Annotated in this window: 14 protein-coding genes; 10 read left to right on the top strand and 4 right to left on the bottom strand. The window is 66.9% G+C overall.

Annotated features, from left to right (window positions below; all coding sequences use genetic code 11):
* The first annotated feature begins 65 nt into the window (after positions 1-65).
* Both IPK71_02460 and IPK71_02455 read left to right on the top strand, forming a co-directional pair.
* On the top strand, positions 66-659 hold the full coding sequence (locus tag IPK71_02460) for an RNA polymerase sigma factor (GenBank protein ID MBK8212587.1): 594 nt from the start codon (positions 66-68) through the stop codon (positions 657-659).
* Positions 656-2089, top strand: a complete 1434-nt coding sequence (locus IPK71_02455) for a FecR domain-containing protein (protein MBK8212586.1) — start codon at positions 656-658, stop codon at positions 2087-2089. The genes IPK71_02460 and IPK71_02455 overlap by 4 nt, the downstream gene beginning before the upstream one ends.
* Positions 2090-2101: 12 nt before the next feature.
* Here the strand turns inward: IPK71_02455 and IPK71_02450 are convergent, their stop codons facing one another.
* Positions 2102-2758 (bottom strand): hypothetical protein, encoded by a 657-nt coding sequence (locus IPK71_02450; GenBank protein ID MBK8212585.1) that lies wholly within the window; start codon positions 2756-2758, stop codon positions 2102-2104.
* A 54-nt stretch (positions 2759-2812) separates the two neighbouring features.
* On the opposite strand from IPK71_02450, the gene IPK71_02445 reads away from it, so the two are divergent.
* Together IPK71_02445 and IPK71_02440 are read left to right on the top strand one after the other, a co-directional pair.
* Positions 2813-3724 carry a magnesium transporter CorA family protein gene (locus IPK71_02445; protein ID MBK8212584.1) on the top strand — a complete coding sequence of 304 codons (912 nt, stop codon included), beginning with the start codon at positions 2813-2815 and terminating at the stop codon, positions 3722-3724.
* Positions 3725-3770: 46 nt separating this feature from the next.
* Entirely contained in the window at positions 3771-4352 is a 582-nt protein-coding gene (locus tag IPK71_02440; GenBank protein ID MBK8212583.1) for a Uma2 family endonuclease, read from the top strand.
* Positions 4353-4544: 192 nt separating this feature from the next.
* Here IPK71_02440 and IPK71_02435 read toward each other — a convergent pair whose 3' ends face one another.
* On the bottom strand, positions 4545-5462 hold the full coding sequence (locus IPK71_02435) for a transposase (GenBank protein ID MBK8212582.1): 918 nt from the start codon (positions 5460-5462) through the stop codon (positions 4545-4547).
* 271 nt (positions 5463-5733) lie between these two features.
* On the opposite strand from IPK71_02435, the gene IPK71_02430 reads away from it, so the two are divergent.
* From IPK71_02430 to IPK71_02410, 5 genes are all read left to right on the top strand, one after another.
* A complete protein-coding gene (locus tag IPK71_02430; protein ID MBK8212581.1) occupies positions 5734-6306 on the top strand; it encodes a hypothetical protein in 573 nt (190 codons plus the stop codon).
* A gap of 100 nt (positions 6307-6406) precedes the next feature.
* Positions 6407-7024 (top strand): hypothetical protein, encoded by a 618-nt coding sequence (locus tag IPK71_02425; GenBank protein ID MBK8212580.1) that lies wholly within the window; start codon positions 6407-6409, stop codon positions 7022-7024.
* A 957-nt stretch (positions 7025-7981) separates the two neighbouring features.
* Positions 7982-9076, top strand: coding sequence for an RHS repeat-associated core domain-containing protein (locus tag IPK71_02420; protein ID MBK8212579.1), 1095 nt, complete (start codon positions 7982-7984; stop codon positions 9074-9076).
* Between the two features lie 973 nt (positions 9077-10049).
* Positions 10050-12590 (top strand): hypothetical protein, encoded by a 2541-nt coding sequence (locus IPK71_02415; protein MBK8212578.1) that lies wholly within the window; start codon positions 10050-10052, stop codon positions 12588-12590.
* Positions 12591-13246: 656 nt separating this feature from the next.
* Positions 13247-13402: a hypothetical protein gene (locus tag IPK71_02410; GenBank protein ID MBK8212577.1), complete on the top strand. Its 156-nt coding sequence runs from the start codon at positions 13247-13249 to the stop codon at positions 13400-13402.
* A 1966-nt stretch (positions 13403-15368) separates the two neighbouring features.
* Here the strand turns inward: IPK71_02410 and IPK71_02405 are convergent.
* The gene (locus tag IPK71_02405; protein MBK8212576.1) at positions 15369-15992 is read right to left on the bottom strand and encodes a hypothetical protein; all 624 of its coding nucleotides are present in this window, start codon (positions 15990-15992) and stop codon (positions 15369-15371) included.
* Positions 15993-16817: 825 nt separating this feature from the next.
* Here IPK71_02405 and IPK71_02400 point away from each other — a divergent pair.
* Positions 16818-17291 carry a hypothetical protein gene (locus tag IPK71_02400; GenBank protein ID MBK8212575.1) on the top strand — a complete coding sequence of 158 codons (474 nt, stop codon included), beginning with the start codon at positions 16818-16820 and terminating at the stop codon, positions 17289-17291.
* Between the two features lie 266 nt (positions 17292-17557).
* Here the strand turns inward: IPK71_02400 and IPK71_02395 are convergent, their stop codons facing one another.
* Positions 17558-18844, bottom strand: a complete 1287-nt coding sequence (locus tag IPK71_02395) for a hypothetical protein (protein ID MBK8212574.1) — start codon at positions 18842-18844, stop codon at positions 17558-17560.
* Positions 18845-18877: the final 33 nt, after the last annotated feature.

Raw genomic sequence — 18877 nt, 5'->3', positions numbered from 1 at the left:
GGCCCCTTCGTCGTGAGAACGCATGGGCCCGACGACGCGGGTTCTGCCCCATGATGACGATGGCCATGCCTCACACCTCCCCGGCGGACGAACGCGTGGGCCCACGCGGCGAGCTCGAGCGGCTCGTCGCTCAGGACCCGATGGCGTTCCGCGCGTTCGTCGTGAAGAACGAGCGCGCCGTGTTCGGCCTGCTCTCGCGCATGCTCGGGCGCGGGCCCCATGTCGAGGACCTCGCCCAAGAGGCGTTCCTCCGGGCCTATCGCGCGCTGCCCTCGTTCGATCCGCACGGGCCCGCCAAGGTGTCGACGTGGCTGCTCACGATCGTGACGCGGCTCGCCCTCGACGAGCGCAAGCGCCGGAAGATCGCCGTGGCCCCCGACGCCGAGGTCGAGGCCGTCTCGGATCAGGGCGCCTCGAGCCCCTTTCGTGATCGCGCCCGTACGGAGCTCCGCGCGGCGCTCGAGCAGGCGGCCCGCGCGCTCCCCGACGATCAGTGCGCGGCCTTGGTGCTCGCGGAGGTGCAGGGCCTCTCGCTCGCCGAGGTGGGCGAGGTGCTCGGTGTGCCGGAGGCCACCGCCAAGACCAAGGTGTTTCGTGCCCGAGAGAAGATGCGCGCCGCGCTCGCGGCGTTCGGGCCCAAAGCGGAGGGCTCGCCATGAAGAACGAAGACGATCTCGATCTGTCGGCGTGGGACGCCGACGAGCCGCCGCCCGGGTTTGCCGACCGCGTGGTGCGAAAGGCCCTCTCCGAAGGGAAGGGCGAAGCGACCGCGACGCCGCGTGCCGAGGGGAGCGCGGGGAGCGCGGGGGCAGGGGATGAGCCCGCGAAGGCTCCACGGCCTCTCGCTCGGCGCCGTACGTTCGCGGCGGTGGTGACGTCGCTCGCGCTCGCGGCCGGTGCGCTCTTCTGGGTGACGTCGCGCCCGCCAGTGTCGGGGGAGATCTCGGCCGACACGGAGCGCACCGAGGTCCGCATCGGCGACCGCGCGGTGGCGGTGCTCGAGCCGGGCGCGCGCCTCTCGTTCCGCGGGGGCACGGTCGATCAGACGAAGGGCAACGTGTTTTACCGCGTCGAGCCGGGCGGTGGCTTTCGGGTGCACACCGCCGCGGGCGACGTCGACGTGACGGGGACGTGTTTTCGAGTGGACGTAAAGGCCTCTGGGAGGAGTGACGAGATGCAAGCACGAGACGTGAAGATGGGGGCCCTCGGGGCCGCGCTGGCGCTGGGAATGTCGGTCGCCGTGTACGAGGGCAAGGTCGCCGTGTCGCACGCGCAGGAGCGTGTGACGCTCAAGGCGGGCGAGAGCGCCGACGTGTCCGACGCGGACGGCGTGGTGGTGACGTCGGCCAAGCTCGGCGCCGCCGGGGCCGCGGGCTCGCAAGACGCCCCGCTCGAAGAGGCGAACAAGAGCCTCGTCGTGACCGTGAGCGACATGAAGAAGCGCCTCGAGACGATCGAGTCCCAAAAGAAGGACCTCGAGCAGAAGCTGTCGCAGGCCGAAGAGAAGCTCAAGGCCGAGCAGAAGGGGGCCGACGGCGCGCCCGCCAAGAACGACTTCGATCTCTCGCAGGACGACCTCGTCGCGCTCGCGAAGGAGGGTACGCTCAAGTACCGCGTGCCGTGCTCGAAGCAGGCAGGGTACAAACCCGACGCGGACGTGGTGAACAAGCTCGGGCTCGCGCCTCAGGACGCCGACACCATCGCCAACGCGTACAAGAAGGTCGCCGAGTGGCGCGAGAAGAACATGCGCCCGATCTGCCAAGAGGTGCTCGGGAAGTCCGAGCTCACCGACAAGATGAGCGTCGACTCGTGCATGCACCTCGTCTCGGACTTTCTCAGCGAGACCGACCCGAAGGCGCGCACCGAGGCGCAGCAGCTTGCCGTCGACATTCGCGCGGGCCTCAAGACCCCTCCGGCCGGTGAGAAGATGCCCCCGCTCACGCGGATGATGTTGGCCTCGACCCAGCAAATCAAGGTGTTCGAGGAGGAGCTCGCGAAGAGCTTCGGCCCCGACGAGGCCCACCGCATCACGTACGCCGACGGCCTCTGCATGGGCCACAGCACGTGGGGTGGTGGGAAGAAGAAGTAGGGCGCGGCTCGATCAGCACTTCCAATGGCGGGCGCCGCAGACGCCGCCTTCGCATACCGGGGTGTGCTCCGTGCCCTTGCACGGGGTGAGCCTCTTGCCTCTCAGGGCGCGCGGTCGAGCCACGGGGCGGTGCTCGTCGTCGAGCCAGCAGTCGTCCTCGCTCGTGCAGGGGACGTCGACGCGGCTCGCGCGCGTCTCGACGAGGGTGCACGCATGATCGATGCACCGTGCACGCATGCCCTCGCGCGCCGGGGAGACACACGCCGCGCACTTCACCTTCACGTTCGCGCAGCTCTCGCATTCCTTGACGGCGCACGTGCGCTCCTGGGCGGCGAGGTCGGCCTTGGTAGTGGCCTTGATGGGCGCACAGGGGCAGCAGGAGCAGCAGCCCGGGAACGTGGAGAGCGCGCACTCGTCGTCGGCCGTGCACGTGGTCGACGATGGGTGCACGCCGGCCTCGGGCGTTTGTGGAGAGGCCGGGATCGTGGCGACGCTCGCCGCGCTCGCGGAGGGGGCTTGGGAGTCGCCGCTGGCGCCGCTGGTCGACGCGCGTGGAGCGGCGAGGCTCGGGACAGGCTCGCTCGTGCTCGGGCTGGGTGTGCAGCCTACGGCGAGGGCGACGACGCTGGCGGACGCGGCGATCGCCGTGACGAGGCGGGGGGCTCGCATGGCTCGAGCGTAGGCGGGTCTCGCGAGATAGGCTAGGTTCGCCCGAGGCCCCGCGTGATCACCGTCTACGACTCCGTCACACGCTCGCTCACCCGCGGGGATCCCGCCGCCGCGTCGTGGGTCGACGTGGTCGCGCCGACCGAGGCCGAGGCCCGCACGGTGCGTGAGCTCGGTGTGCCCTCGGAGCTCTTCACGGACGCCCTCGACGCCCACGAGCTCGCCCGCGTCGAGCACCACCCGAGCGGCGCGCGGCTCTTCGTCTTGCGCGCGCCCGTGTCGGCCACGGCCGACGCCGCGGTGGTGCCGATCGGCGTCGTGACGCTCGCGAACGGCACGATCGTCACGATCTCGGCGACCGACACGACCATCCCCGAGAAGCTCGCGCAGGCCCACGTCGATCCGTCGCGCGCCGTGCGCTTCGCGCTGCTCCTCGCCGAACGTGTGGCCGACAGGTTCGTGAAGACGCTCGAGGCCATCGAGCACGACGTGAGGCGCCTCGAGCACAAGCTCCGTGCGTCGCTCGAGAACGACGAGATCATGGCCCTGCTCGACCACCAGAAGCACCTCGTGCTGCTCGACGTGGCCCTCCAGACGAACACGCTCGTGCTCGAGCGCGCCCTCGACGACGCGCGCCTCGGCCTCACCGAAGACGATCGCACCCTCGTGGGGGACGTGCTCGTCGAGCTCCGCCAGGCCGCCGTGATGACGCGCACGAAGAAGGCGCTCCTCGGCGAGACGATGGACGCGCTCGCGACGGTGGTGTCGAACAACCTGAACGTGGCGATGAAGCAGATCGCCGCGCTCACGCTGCTCGTGGCGGTGCCGGCCCTCTTCGCGGGCATCTTCGGCATGAACGTGCCGCTCCCGCTCGCGGGCCACCCCTGGTCGCTGTACGGGGTGCTCGGGCTCTCGGCGGCGGTCACGACGGGTCTCGCGCTGGTGCTCCGCCGGCGCCGTTGGCTGTGAGGGTGGGGGCTCGTGTCGCGAGATCACTTGCTGCTACACTTGGGTCATGCAGCGCGCGTCGAAGCTCGAGACCTACGAGGCGCTCTCCTCGCTCCCCGAGCAGCAGCGGGGTGAGATCGTCGGCGGCGTGCTCGTCACGCCCCCTTCGCCTCTCCCGCGGCACGCCCGGGCCCAGCGCGCGGCGGGGCGCTTCATCGGTGGCCCGTTCGACGACGACGACGGCCTCGGTGGGCCCGGAGGGTGGTGGATACTCCCCGAGGTCGACGTTCGTTTGGGTGTGCACGACATCGTGCGACCGGACTTGGCCGGATGGAGGCGTGCTCGGCTCGACGATCCGGCCGACGTTCGCCCGATCGAGGTCGTCCCCGACTGGGTCTGCGAGATCCTCTCCCCGAGCAACGCCGCGCACGACCGCGTCACGAAGCGCCGGCTCTATGCCAACTACGCAGTGCCCTACTACTGGCTCATCGATCCCGAGGCGCGCACCTTGGAGGCGCTCCGCTACGACGGCGCCCAAGGCGGTTGGTTCGAGGTCGGCACCTACGACGACACCTCGGTCGCGCGAATCGAGCCGTTCGAGGCCATCGAGCTCCCGGTCGGGAGGTTGTTCTCGCCGAAGAGGGGGTAGGGCGGAGGCTACTGCTCGGGTGGGAGGGCGGCCCAAACGGTGAGGCAGACCTCTTGGTCTGCGATGAGCTCGTAGCTCGGCTTCTTTCCGGAGAGCGCTTCGCTACGGTCCAAAATGAGGGAAACGCCTTCGCCTCGGCGGTCCATGAAGGTCGTGCGAAGCAGCGGCCAGCAGATCCGACCGACGTTGGCGCTAAGTGGTTGAAATGACATTGACGCCCAGCTCGCGAAAGAGGCGCCAGGTCCCCTCCGGAAAGAACACATCCCGCACGGCGCTCCTCATCTTCGCAAGCGCCTCCCGGTACGCCGCCAAGAACCCAGCGCGCTCCTTCATGGCCCGCACGGCCATCTCGACGTTCCCGCCCGCAGCGAAGCTGGGATTCCGCGCCCCCATCTCCTCGAACGACGACGCACGCGTCGTATGAGGCACCGCGAAGATCCACTCGAGCGAGCGCACGAACTTCCCCGCCTTGCGGGCCACGATGCGCGCCTTCTCCACCGCCGCGTTGACCGCGGACACGATGCGCTCCCGCGCCCCCTCGTGCCCCGAGCTCGCCTCGAGCGACCGCGGCACCGTGATCGAAATCTCCGCAGCCGCCGGCCAGCGCGTGTTCTCCGGGTCGATGTACAGATCGGGCCGCGAGACACGAATGGTGCGCGTCCCAATGTCCGTCGCAGCGAGCGTGACACCCGGCCAATCCTCGGGGCTCGCGACGAGCCCGGCCTCGACCACGTTCGCGAGCGTATACCCGATCTTCTGCAGCACCGCGTCCTCACCATAGAGCGCGACGACGCTCGTGCCCTCGCGCGAGAAGACCTCCCCGGGCCACCCACGCAGCACCTTGATGGCGTTCGCGAGCAGGCGATTTCGCTGCGAAAGGAAGTCGGGGAGCCTTCCTCGCGTGTCCGTGAGCACCTCGTGAAGGTGATTCGAGAGCATCTGCGCTGCGTGAACCTGTATGCCAAATTCCGCCGCGAGCACGGCCGTGACGTACCAATAGAACGCGAGCAGGAGCCGCCTCTTGTCCGGGTTCAGGAGGAAATAGCGGCGGATGGTCCTGCGCGTGACGAGGTAGGTGGTGCCCGGGACGATACGGCGAGGGTTGGACATACCTCCCCTTATTCACGTCGTGGGCCAACACGAAGTGGCTGAATTTAAGGGAGATCGTGTGTGGCCAAGGTGGCCCGGCCAGGCCCAACGGGTGGCTCGGCCAGGCCGTCGCCTGCTCGAGTTCGGGCCAACGTCGGTCCGGCTTGGGTCGGTCGGACCTGCTGGACCGGCTTGTCCGCCACGTACTTTCGCGGACTTGGCGCCAACGTCGGTCGGATCTGCTTGCGCGAATGCCCTGTTGTCCGGGACCGCCAGGAGGGGCGAATCCGTCTTGGCCGACCCCACCGGGCGAATCGAGCAGTTGTCCGGGGTGAAGTCCGACAGCTCGGCGGGCATGGCAGGGGCAGCAGGCGCCATCGCCGTCGAGATGGTTATGGAGAACCCCCAGGCCGTGGTCAACACGGGGCGCTCTCTGCTCGGCGCAGCCTCGCGGATCGTGCGTCGCGAGGGCCAGGCCATCGCGGGGCGTGGGGTGCAATACTACGCACGCGCGGCTGGTCGGCCGCTAGTCCGAGCGATCGATCGGGTGAGCTCTGGAGCAAAGGGGCGAAGGGGCGAAGCTGCCGTACGAAGTGTCGCGGATATCGGTGGGAAGGTGCCTTTCAAAATTAGCGGACGGTGGCGTATCCCTGATGGGACGACAAGATCGACTCTGGCAGAGGTGAAGAATGTAAAGTATCTGTCCTATACGCAGCAATTGCAGGACTATGCCGCGCACGCAAAGTTGACCGGGCGAGAATTTCATCTCTGGGTAAGGCCTGGTGCGACGCTGTCAGAGCCGCTTGAGGCTGCCATTGAGAGGAAGGAAGTTGTTTTGAAACGCATACCATTCGGTCGTCGGTAGTAGATTTGAGCGCTTTGAGTCTCACTTTGGCCCCCGGTCTGAGGTGACTGTTGCAGGCGTGCCCGCGCTAGGGTAGCGTGCGCATGAAAGGAAGATTTCGATGGCAAGCTCGAAGACACGACGTGGCGGAAGGACCGCGATAGAGTTTGAACAACACCTCCGGGAAACCGGGAAATACGACGAGATTCTCGAGCATCAACGAAAGCAAAGGGAGGAGTGGCGCCGGCGCGACGTCGAGGAACGTCTCGCGGCGGCGGCGTTGTATCGTGACCTCGAGGCCGCGGGCTATCAGGTAGACGATGTGTGGGATCTCCACGGGCGAACGTCGTACCCTGAGGCGGTCCCCGTTCTGCTAAAGCATCTTCCTTGTCCCTATCCGGAAAAGGTTCGAGAAGGGATCGCACTTGCCGTAGCAGTTCCCGCAACGCTTGCGCATTGGGATCTGCTCGTCCGACTCTACAAGGAGGAGAAGGAAGGATACATAAAGGACCGGATCTCTGACGCGATTTCGGTCGTGGCGAACAAGGACAAGATCGGTGAGGTGATCTCCCTAGCGCGCGACAGGACGCTCGGGCCAAGTCGCATTATGCTGCTACGAAAAATCTCCCGGTCAAGAGACCCTCGGGCCAGCGCTGCGCTCCTGGAGCTCGCTAGCGACCCGGATCTCGTGAAGGAAGTTCGGGTGATCCTCCGTCGCAAGGGGATCAAGGTGCCATGAGCGACGATCTGGGCACGGGCCTTCCGGGACGCTGACCGGGCGCACGAGGGCGCGGCAGCGCAGAGATTGCCGGGCCGTCTCGATGGCAAGGTCGAAGCCGAAAAGCATCCATGTACCCTGCGTCGTTTCCGAAGATGATTGAAGATGCACGTTCGATATTCAGGGGCTTGCGCTGCTCGTTCGCTCGGAGGGGGCGGCATCGACAGTTGCAGGCCCTGACGTGACGCTGGCGATAGCTGGGGCGCACGACCACGATCTCCAGGGCCGGCAACACCGTCACGATCCAAGCTCCGGATGGGAAGGTGACGACGCTCGCCCTCGCGGACGGGTACCTCGACACGGTGACCGGCCCCGATGCGGCCGTCATCGACCTCACCCACGACGAAGGCGGCCTGCTCACGCACTACGTGGACCGGCGCGGCAAGGCGCACGACTTCGTGTACGACGCGCAGGGCAGGCTCGTTCGCGACCGCGGGCCGGACAGCCCTCCCGAGGGAGGGCAGACTCTCGTGAGCTCGTTCGCCGACGGGACGCGCACGGTGGTGCACCGCACGGCGCAGGGGCGGGCGAAGGTGTGGGAGCTCTCGCGCGGCCCGACGGCAGAGAAGCCGCAGCGCCTCGAAGCGCTGACGGTGAAGCAGGTCACGTCCACCGCGCCCGACGGGACCTACGCCTTCGAGGCGACCAGGACGAGCTCTTGGGGGCGGCCTCTTGATGGCGGCGGACATCGGGACCCCGAACGTGCTCCGCGAGGAGATGTCCTACGACGGGTTCGGCGCGCCGCTCGAGATGCGCGCGAAGTGGGGCGGCGCCGGCATGGGCCAAATCGGCCTGACGTACGACGCCGCGGGCCGAGTGGCGACGAAGGTCGAGGCGTACGCCTTCCCGGTGGTCACGCCGATGGCCCCGATGTCGAACAAGACGTGGACGTACGCGTACGACGCGGCGGGCCGACTCGTGACGGCCACGCCAACAGGCTCGAGCCCCATCGACTACACGTACGATCTGCGAGGCAATCGAAACGCGACGGCCGTCGACGACCAAGACCGTGCGACGCAAGTGGGCGACGTCGGGCAACCGGACTACACGGGGTACACGTACGACGCGCACGGAAACGTGGCGACGCGCACGGTGGGAACCGAGACGCAGACCTACACGTGGGACGGTGAAGGCAGCCTGATGGGGTCGACGGTGACGGTGACGCCGCCGGCCCCCGCGGCGCCAACGGTGACCACGGTGACCTACGACGTGGACGCGAAGGGCCGGCGCGTCGCCCGCCGCGTGAACGGGACGGTGGAGCGGCAATGGATGTACCACGGGCAGCTCCGCATCGTGGGAGAGGTGGTCTACCAAGCCCAGGTGAGCTACCGTGTCTATGGGTACGTACCGGAGCGGCACCTCCCGGTGCTCATGCTGGAGACGAAGAACGGCGTCCAAACGCAATACCGTATCTACGGAGATCACCTGGGGAGCATGAGGGCAGTGGTACGCGTATCCGATGGCAAAGCGGTGCAGGTGATGCGCCACGGCCCCTGGGGCGAGCTGGAGCTCGACAGCGTAGCCTCCGGCTTCGCGAGGGTGCCCTTCGGCTTCGCCGGAGGCATCCACGACGACGCCACGAAGCTCGTGAGGTTCGGGGCGAGGGAGTACGACGCGCGGACGGGGCGGTGGTTGAGCAAGGACGAGGCGCGGTTTGGGGGCGGGGAGAATTTTTATGAGTATGCGGGGGGAGATCCGGTGAACTCGGTCGACCTGACGGGCCTCGCAGGAGCGCCTCCGGCATCTCTACCTACGCCGCAGGGGAGCGCTGGGGAACAGCCGGTCGGTGGCATCTGCAAAATGTACATGCCCGGCACCCCGGAGTACTGCCGAGGTCAAGTCTACAACTGTATCCAAGGGTGCAACAAACGCGTAGAGAGGGCATATCACAGTTGTCTTCAGTCCTATAGCGACAGAGGCCGGGTGCCGCCCGAAGACACCTGTCGCCTCGTCTTTGACTCGATTGCAGCAAGTTGTTTCCCGACTTGCACTCCTGCGATAGTCTGTCACTAGCCAGCAGGCGTCGCCTGTTGTCAAATGCATCCAGCGAGCTGAGGCCTGCCTTGTAGGTGAAGTCGACAAATCCGAAATGAAGGCGGCTAAAGCGACCGCGAACGACCTGCTCACAAGAGTCGAGAGATTTGGTATCTCGGATGGAATGGTGTCTGATGCATTTTCGGACTGTGGCCATGGTGACCTTCGCCTCTCTCGGGGCATGTTCTGGCGGACCTGAACAGCACGTTCAGGTCGTCGCGCCCATGAGGCCGCGAAACGCCATGATGGAGCGTCTTCCTAGCGAGTGTCCGGCGGAGATGGTCCAGCACAGCAGGATGTGCACGGTCTGTCCGATTGTTCCTCGCGCGACGTGCCTGGCAAAGTGCAATTCGGGAGACGCAGATGCCTGCGCGCTCTACGCGTTCTCGACGGCGATAGGCGTCGATAGTGATCCTGACCTGGCCACTGCCGCGCGATACTATAGGAAAGGGTGTGATGGGGGCTCATTGATGGCGTGCGAAGCCGTGGCCGACGCGATATATAGAGGCGACGGCTACCCGAAAGACGAGCTGCGAGCGCGCACCATGCTCGAAGATATTTGCGCTAAAGGTCTCTCGTCGGCCTGTGTAGGTGTCGCGACGATTCTGTTGCGCGCTGGCGAAGCGAAGGCTGCCTTCGCCTGGGCGGAACGCGGATGTACGGATCGCTACGGTTGCACCTCGCTCGCGCGGCTATGTGTACAAGACCCGGCCCATGCTCCTCCTCGCTGTGTCGAGTCCGCGGCCGCGCGAGCATGTCAGTACGGCCACGAAGCGAGTTGCGGAGGTACTCGAATTCCTGGTGAGGCGTCAGCGGCACCGCCGCCGGTGCTTCCGTAAGGGAGAATGTCTGGCCGACATTGGCGAGATGCTTCCGAGCTCAGTCAAGATATGACGATGTGCCGATTCGGACGCAATATGAAAGCTGACCTTGCCTGGATCGGAACACCCTCATGAACCTGATTCGCTTCGATCTCGGCCTCGCTCGCCTTCCGCTGTACTGCCTCCTCCTCCTCGCGTGCGGAGGCGAGGTCACCGTCGCTCCCGTGGAGGACGCGGGGGCGGATGGGGCGGTGGCTCCCGTGGAGGATCGCGCGGTCGCCGTGTTGTCGGCGAGCAACGACCTCGCCGACATGGTGCGCGTGACGTGGGAGGAGCCGAGCGCGGCGGTGACGGGGTACCGCGTCCTGCGTGATGGCGTGGAGCTCGCGCGCGTAGGCGCCGACGTGCGAAAATTCGAGGACCGGACCGCGCGGGCGGCCACGTTGCTCGCGCCGAGCGTGGAGGCGACCCAGGGGACGGAGCGGGCCGGCATCAAGGTGACGTGGCTCGCGATGGGCGAGGGTGCCGTCGTGGCGAGCCACGTCTACATGGTGGTCGCGGTGTACGGCGAGCGCCAGGCGAGCGCCTCCGAGGGAAAGCGCGGCAGCCGAACGGGAGCAGTGACGGGCTTCGAGATCTCGCGCGACGACGGAAAGGTGCTCACGGTCGGGCCGGGAGAGCGCGAGTGGCTGGACCGGGACGCGCCGAGGGCGACGTTCGAGCTCGAGGCCGCCACCGCGGCGGGAGAGCCGTTCGCGTCGGCCGTGAAGGTGGGCCTCCCGGCGCAGCCGAGGCTCGTCACGGCGCCCGCCGCGCGCGCGTACCGTGTGCGTCCCCTCGCCAGGGACCTGCGCGGCGCCGAGTCCGCCCCCGTGACGGGAGTGCGAGGCGTCGGGATCGCGAACGAGGTCCACCTCCAGTGGCAGCGCTCGGCGGACACGACGCCGACGACCTTCAGCGACGTCCCAGGCGTGACGGGCCTCGCATGGTACGACCGCGCGGCACCCTCGGCCGTGCGGCACTACCGGGCGCGGACGGACTCGGAGTGGGTCGAGCCCGCGGTGTCCACGTCGGCGCCCGCGTCTGGAACGCGATGGAAGCAGCTCGCGGCGGGAAACAACAAGGTCTGCGGAATCGACCATGAAGGGTATGCCTGGTGCTGGATATCCGGGACGGTACATCGGTACCCGTTGAAGTACGATCAGATCGACATGGAGAGCACGGACTTGGTCTGTGCGCGCAGGGAAGCCGATCACACGGTAGACTGCTGGGCCTTCGGTCAATCGTACACGGGCCTCGATGTCGCAGTGAGCAGCTTGGCCGTAGGCATGCAGTTCGTGTGCGGTTTGCGCGAGAGCGACCGGCGAATCGTCTGTGCAACTCCGACGGGCACCAACATATTCACGAACGGCCTTCCGAACAGCGCTGAAGCGTATACGAGTATCGACGCCGGTCCGGCGACCGTTTGTGCCATACGCGCTCGGGACGGCGAGCTCGACTGCTTCTGGCCGCGAGGGCAGCATCCGGGGCTGTTCACGTCGATGGGGCCGTTTACCGGGCTCGCGTTCGACAGCGACTTCCCCGAGCAAGCTTGTGCCTGGCGAGCTCTGCCCGGCCCATTTCAATGCGACGGCGCGCTCTCGGCCGCACCGGCCCTCTTCGCTTCCCCGATGCGTGAGATACGGCCGATGCGCAACGATCTCTGGGGGGTGCGGGCCGCCGACGGCGCCGTGTGGAGCGCGGAATACGGGCCATTGACGCGTGCGGGGGAGGCGTACCACGGCCTCGTCGGCGCGCCGCGGTGGCAGGGGTGCGCGCTCGACGCCGTCGATCGCCTGCGATGTTGGGGGGCGCCATTTCAACGCGTTCCACCCGACGAGACCTACACGTCGACCGTGGGCCATGCCGCGAACATGTGCGGCATTCGCAAGTCGGATGGGCGAATCGATTGCCGGTCGAGCGGCATCCTGCCCGCCACCTTGGAGGTTACGGCGGAGAGCTACCGGAACATCGCGGGCGACGGAGAGCGAATTATCACCTTGAGCGCGACGGGGGGCCTCCGTCCCCTGGGATTCGGCGGCGAGCCGCTCCCGACGCTCCCGGCAGGGACATACGCCTCGACGACCCTCGACTGCGCGCTGCGAGCGAGCGACGGGTTCCCCATATGCTGGACCGAGGCGCTACGCCCCACGACCCCGTCCGTGGGCTTCTCGTCCCTCGTCACGCTCGCCTATCCGCACGTGGCGTGCGGAATTCGTCGAGTCGACGGAAAGGCGCAATGCTGGGGAGCCTTCGGCGCCACCCCGCCCCTGGCCGAGCCGCTGCCCGACGCGGTCGAGGACCTCATGCTCGAGCCTGAAGGCACACAGTTCGGGGCCTATTTGTGTGGAGTCAGGCGCTCGGACCACCGCGTGGTGTGCGCCTCGCTCTACGCGCCCTCGGCTCCACCTCGGCAGCCATTCGCGGACGAAGCCCTTCGGCTCGCGGGCTCCTGGAGCGCCGGATCGACCACGTGCGCGATCCGCAGGTCGGACCACACGGTGATGTGCGTCGGCGACCGCCCCTGGTCCACGACCGAGCGCTTCAGCGAATGGCAAGAGGCCATGGGCTGCGGACTGCGAGAGAACGACGGCAAGCACGTCTGCCGGGGAGACATCGTGCCGATCCGGTAGCAGAAGGGCCCATTCATGCCAGCGGTGATGAGGGCAACGAAGTTGGGCACCAAGAGCTGCACGGCCGCTTTGTCAGACATCGTTCGGAGGTGCAACGAGCGCTGCGGGATGCCCTTTGGAATCTACTAACGCAACAGGCGCCACCGACAGGCGAAGCCTCGTCGGCAGGGGGCTCGGCGCGACGTCTGTGGTGGTCGCAGTCCACGCACTTGTCCTCGGTGCCGCAGCGCTGCTCCTGGAGGAACGGTTCCCGGTTCGTGTCGGTGGGATCTTCGTGCCGCCCGAGCTCGTTTGTGCGGGGCCGCCTCTCGTGGCGTTTGCGGTTTCAGCTTGGGTGGGGAGACTCGCTGGTACTTTCGGTATCGCTGTTCGGAAGATTGCGCTGGTTGTCCTCTGTGTGCTCCTCGGGGGGCTATCGGTCATCGCCATTATCTCCAACGTTAGCTACACGTACGACGCGCACGGAGACGTGGCGACGCGCACGGTGGGAACCGAGACGCGGACCTACACGTGGGACGGTGAAGGCAGCCCGACGGGGGCGACGGTGAACGTGACGCCGCCGGCACCCGCGGCGCCGACCGTGACCACGGTGACCGCGAAGGGCCTGCGGATCGCACGCCGCGTGAACGGGACCATCGAGCGGCAGTGGATGTACGATGGGCAGCTCCGCATCCGCGGGAGAGGTGGTCTGCCAAGCCGCAGTGAGCTACCGTGTCTATGGTTACGTTCCGGAGCGGCACCTCCCGGTGCTCATGCTGGAGACGAAGAGCGGCGTTCAAGACGCAGTGCCTCATCTGCGGAGATCAGCTTGAGAGCATGAGGGTGGTGGTGTGCGTGTCGGACGGCAAAGTAGTTCAAGTGATGCGCAACGGAGTGCGCTGGAAAAATGTCGCGAGCACAACGAATGCGAATGGCTATTAGGTGCATGCGCTCGCTACGATGGCTAGCTTCCGGAAGCCTTTGTCTCGCATTGCTCGACACGGGCTGCTCGAGCGACTCGGGCGGCCGCGCTCGGACTCAAACCCCCGCGCAAGCGTCGGTCTCCGCTATCGTCATGCCTCGGCCTGCCGGAGGATGCCCTTCAGCCATGCGCGAGGTGGATGGGCGCTGTGCGGTATGTGAAGCGCCCTCCGACTGCGAGGCCCACTGCAGGGCTGGGGAAGGCGAGTCGTGCTCATTGGCAGCCTTGTTCTACGAATCGGGCAGGTTTGGTGCCGCCCGAAAAGGAGAGGCGGAGTTGCTATACGAGCGCGGGTGCTCGCTCGGTTCGTCCGACTCGTGCGAAGGGCTTGCAGGATGCTTGGCGTCGGGTAAGGCGTGTCGAGCGGATCGGCGCCGCGCCCGTGAAATTCGAAACCGCCTGTGCACGGGCGGGCACCCCGGCGCCTGTCTTGCAAACGCAACGGTGGAGCTCGAGGAGAACCACGACGCGATTGCGGCAACGCGGCTCGCCGAACGGGGGTGTTTGCTTGGGGATGCCGACGCGTGTGCGCTCTTCGGGCGACATTGCCTGAGCGCCGATAGTGCCGGGACGGGCTGCTCGAGGGAGGTGTTTGCCCGCGGATGCGAGCTGGGGCGAACCGAGCTGTGCGCTCGCATGACCCAACCGTCGGAAGGGCGGAAGATCGAACCTTAGGGGGCGACAAGCGTTGCGCCCGCCGGCACAAGATGATGAGATAGGGTCTTGGAGGATGGCTACAACGAGTGGATGGCTCACATGAAGGACGAGGCCGCCTACCAGGAAAGCTTCCACCGCACGGCCGTTTCCTGCTTCCCCTTCTGCCGTTTCGAAGTCCCGCGCAAATACGGTGAAAACTGAAATGTGGCGGAAACGTACTTTGGTCGCTCTGATCTCGTCAGCGTGTCTGCTTGGGTGTACCGCTACTGTCGACCAGCGCGGCGTTGCGCGAGCGCCGGGCCGGCTTCTGCACCCAAGCTGCAAGGGACGGCAGGGTGCCGAGTGTCCGCCAGACATGGTGGGCGTATCGGCCGTCTGTTGGGCGTGTCCGGTTGTTGACGTCACCGAATGTCAGCTTCGTTGCGACAACGGAAACGGAGGCGCATGCGAGATACGAGCAATACAAGCTAGGGCAGGTTGGGGCTTAGAAGAGCCCGACGAACGCTTGGCACAGGCATTCGAGGAGAAAGGATGCAAGGGGGGATCGCCCTGGGCGTGCGTGAAGGTGGCTGTCTGCCACCTCGAGGGGGGGAAGTGCTCGCCCGATCCCGTGCGAGCGCTCACGATTCTCAAGGAGGAGTGCGATGCCGGCATTGCGCTCGCATGCGCCGCCTACGGGCAGGTCAAGATCGAAGCCGGCGAGGCTTCGACGGGGTTCGCCTACGCCGAACATGCCTGCGTGGGGCTCGATGACGCGGCTGGCTGCCGCTTCTTTCGTACCCTGTGCACCCAATACCCCGAAAGTGCTCCGGTCCGCTGTGCCGATACTGCGCGTGAACGTGCCTGCGGCCTAGGTGACGAGCGTGCGTGTGCGGGCGACCTTGGCGAGACCCGGACATACCTTCCGATTCCGCGTTAGAGTCAGGTAAGCCAGTTCAGTGGGGAATCGCGTCCGCGCCTCCTTGCCCCAGGCCGAGCCGCTGCCCGACGCGGTGGGCTGTGGCTTGCGAGAGAACGACGGCAAGCACGTCTGCCGGGGAGACATCGTCCGCGCTGTGGGTCGACCCGGTAGCGTCGTCGGGTCGCCCCGGTGGCGAACGCCACGCCGGCGCGCCCGATAGCTATCCTGACGCAGTGGGCCGCTTCGATGAAACGCGCTATCACGGAGGCGGCAGCCTGCCGCGGAGCGACTTCGCGAATCTCCTGAAGTCTTCCGCGGCGAGGTCGGTCCGCGCTCCGAGAGTCGCGAGCGAATTGTCGAGCAAAGCGCGCGCCTGCTCTACATCTCCCGCAAGCAGCGAGGCGGCCGGCCGCCTGTAGTCTAGCTGATCCGCAACGCCAAAGCACTCTTGGAGTCGTGGCCGTACGTCGGCGAGGTCGACAGCCGAGCGCATGAACGGAACCCCGTGGGTGGCTATCGCATTGGCCATATCGGAAGCTACCTCCTCCGAGCGGCCGGGAACGAACATCCATGCCATGTACTTGTTCTCCGGCATGAGGTACCCGAGTGGACTGCCGATCGTCGGTGGTTGGTAGGCATGGAACTTCTCGCCACGACACTCCGCCACCAGTCGCTCGATGTCCTGGAAGCGCACGCCAATGATAGGGTTGATCTCCACTTCGCCCGGGCCATGGTGTCGTGTTGCTCGATTGAGGCCTAGCCACCCGAGCACGTTGGGAGCGAGATCGAGCGTGAACGCATAGCCTGCGCGCTTCTTGAACCCGATCTTGGCCAGAGCCGCCACTATGGCGTCTCGATACCTGTCCATCGGCCTGTTCGTCACGGGAGCGCCCATGGGTTGTGAAGCGCCCTGACCGGCGTAGGCCCACAGGGGAGGCCCGGGTTCGAGCCAGCGGGAGCGGCGCGTCGCAGAGCCGCCGCGGCCCCGGAGGGCGCGGTGACGAAGACGGGGAGGAGAGCGAGGCGGCGAAGCCACGGCATGCACCCACTCTACGACCTGGGCGAGAGCCTTGACAGGGTGAAGCCGGGAAGCCTACTCCCCGACGACCGCATACTTGCCGGCTCGACGAGCGCGGTCTCGCCCCCGCCTCGTCTACGCGCCGGCGGTCCCGTGCCGGACACGCCCCCGTCGGCGTGCCTGTCGCAGTTCTCGGACGGAGAGTGAACTGCGCCTCTCGTCTGCGACGCGTCGGGTAGGACGGTGGCGCGCCCAAAGGACGGATACGGCGTCGCCGGCTTGCGAGGCCCGAACGACGCCGCTGCGCTCGGGGAGCTGAGGCCGTACGAGGGCCGCTCGCTCGGAGGGACGCGGCATCGACAGCTTGCGGGTCCTGGCTTTGGCGATAGCAGGGGTTCGCCTCATCCTCTCGCGCTCAGGGGAGTCATTGACCTGGCACGAGCAGGAATGTGGCGACTACGGAATCCCACGCTACATTCGGCGAGGGTTCGGACTTGCCGCCGAACGCCGCCTCGTAGCGATGGTCGACAGCGAGCTTTCCGCGTTGGTTGCGGAGAAAGAGAACGCGCTCGATTCAGCTTGATGGCGCGCGCGGCGCGAGGTAAGCCGATGCGGCCGAGGACGCCGTGAAGTTCGGGCTCGCGGGGGCTGCTCTCGCGAATCAGTACCCGCAGAGAAGCGAAAGCCAAGATGCAACGAGAGTTTGCTGCAATAGCACTGCGCGCGGCGGGGGTCTCCTTCGAGCCATCCGATCTCGCATCGATTCGCGTCGCCGCTACCGCCGCGCTGAAATGGGCGGACGCCAACGAGGAGGCGTGGCAGAGACCCAACTGTCTCCATTGGGGCAACATTCTGCTCGGCGAAGTGGCCTTGGCTGCGGGCGACGTCGCCGAGGCCGGCCGGAGGTTGCTGCTGGCGGGCGACTGCGGAGATTCTCCGCAATTGTCGTCATTCGGTCCGGATTTCGAGCTGGCTCAGAAGCTCCTCGACTCGTCCATGCGTGAGCTCGTGGTTTCGTATCTTGGCAAGTGCGCAAAGTTCTGGAGATTGGGCCGCCCAAGTGTCGAGGGATGGATACTTCGGGTTCAGGGAGGAGAGCACGTCGACTTGACCAGAGCGCGGATGCTCGACATGGCGCACGATGACGAAAACGAGCTGGATTGAAGTTAAGGTCTCCGTCGCCAGCGCGTGGCTGGTAGGCCGCGCTACGGGGCGCCGATGACCGCGACGGCTCCCCGAGAGCTTCACCGACTTCTCGAGCAGCGGCCGAGACGAGTACGCCCGTCGCACCGGCGCCTTCGATGGTCATCGGCCTCGACGAACGCCTGCGCGACGATCCCCCAAGTCGGCGCGTCGTGCGGGTTCGGGCTCTGGCCGCGATCCAGCCAGGGACCGCGGCGTCTCCCTTCCGATCCCGTCGACGCGCCCACTTATCGGCACGTGTCGTCGAACGACGGGTCCATGCGCCAGGTTCCGTCGATGCATGTGCCCGAGAGCGTGCCGGTGCGGCCGGGGGCGTCGTTGTTGACCTGCAAAGAAACCCCGCTGAGCGTCTCGGGGTAGGCGTAGGAGCAGCCCTTCGGGCTCGCGTAGCGGCCGCCAGGGCAGCTCTTCGCGGGCTCGCAGGTGTCCACGATGTCGGTCCACTGCCCGCGCACGCACGTACCCGAGATCGTGCCCTTCATGCCGTTCGCGCTGTTCGTGGCGGTGGTCCTACCGTTCAGCACGGTCGGGGCCGTGTAGAGACATCCGCGCCCGTTGCTCCAATTCGTGACACCCTCGCATGCTGGCCCGGCCGAGGCGGCGACGAGCTCCTTGGCCGCGGGGCCGAATCGAAATACCCAACGCGGTATGACCACGTTCTCCGATGTTGCGATACCGAAGTGCTGCGATACGAGCCCGACCAAGTGCGGTCTCCCCCCGATCCGTCGGACCATGGCGGCGCCCAGGTACCCGGTGCCGATGGGAGGGGCCGTGTCGCCGGTGACGCCGCCGATCACCGCGTCGTCGCTGCCGAGCCGCGCGTTCCAATCGTGGTTCGCGTATTCGAGGATCGTCTCCTGGGGGAAGCTGCCCATCCACGTGGCCTTCAGGTCGGCGGCGTACGCGCCGACGTCGGGGTAGAGGATGCGTGGCGCCGAATCGCCGGGCATGGCCCGAAGAGTCATTTGGCCGAGCTGCCGCGCGCCCCCCGCGTTCCCATAGCCTACGACGCTGATACGCGCCCCGATGTCGGCGCGAGACAGGTCCCCGATGGGCAGCGGCGTGACCCCGACCACCGGGCGCGCGAGATACGCCACCATCGCGCCCTGCGGGCCGGGGAGACCACGCAACGAGACGGTATCCACGTCCGACTGGACGATCCGGATCCAACGAACGATCGGGATCGTCTGAGAGGGCGAGGCCGGATTGGGGCCGACCCGAAACTCGGCTCCCGGGGCGAGGCTCCCGATGGCCACGAGGAGCCGGTCCGGCGCGATGAGCGTGGCGGAGCCGTAGGGGAGCATAGGCTGCCCCGGCGCGAACACGTTCGGCCCGTACACCTGGCCCACGGCGTCGAGGGCGGGGGAGTCGGCCGCGATCGTCCCCACGATCGCATCGGAGGCGACGCCTGCCCCGTCCTCGTCGTTCGGGCCGCTGCTGCATGCCGCGAGCGCGAGCAACGTGAACACGGCGCCCAGCGTGGGGCAAGTGAGGGTGAGCTTCTTCGTAGACATGGTGGGCTCCTGAGCGAGCTCGCGGTTTCCATC

It is taken from the genome of Myxococcales bacterium, from assembly GCA_016712525.1.
Lineage (GTDB): Bacteria > Myxococcota_A > Polyangia > Polyangiales > Polyangiaceae > JAAFHV01.
Note: the sequence above shows the minus strand (reverse complement) of the source record. Positions and strands in the feature narration are given on the sequence as shown.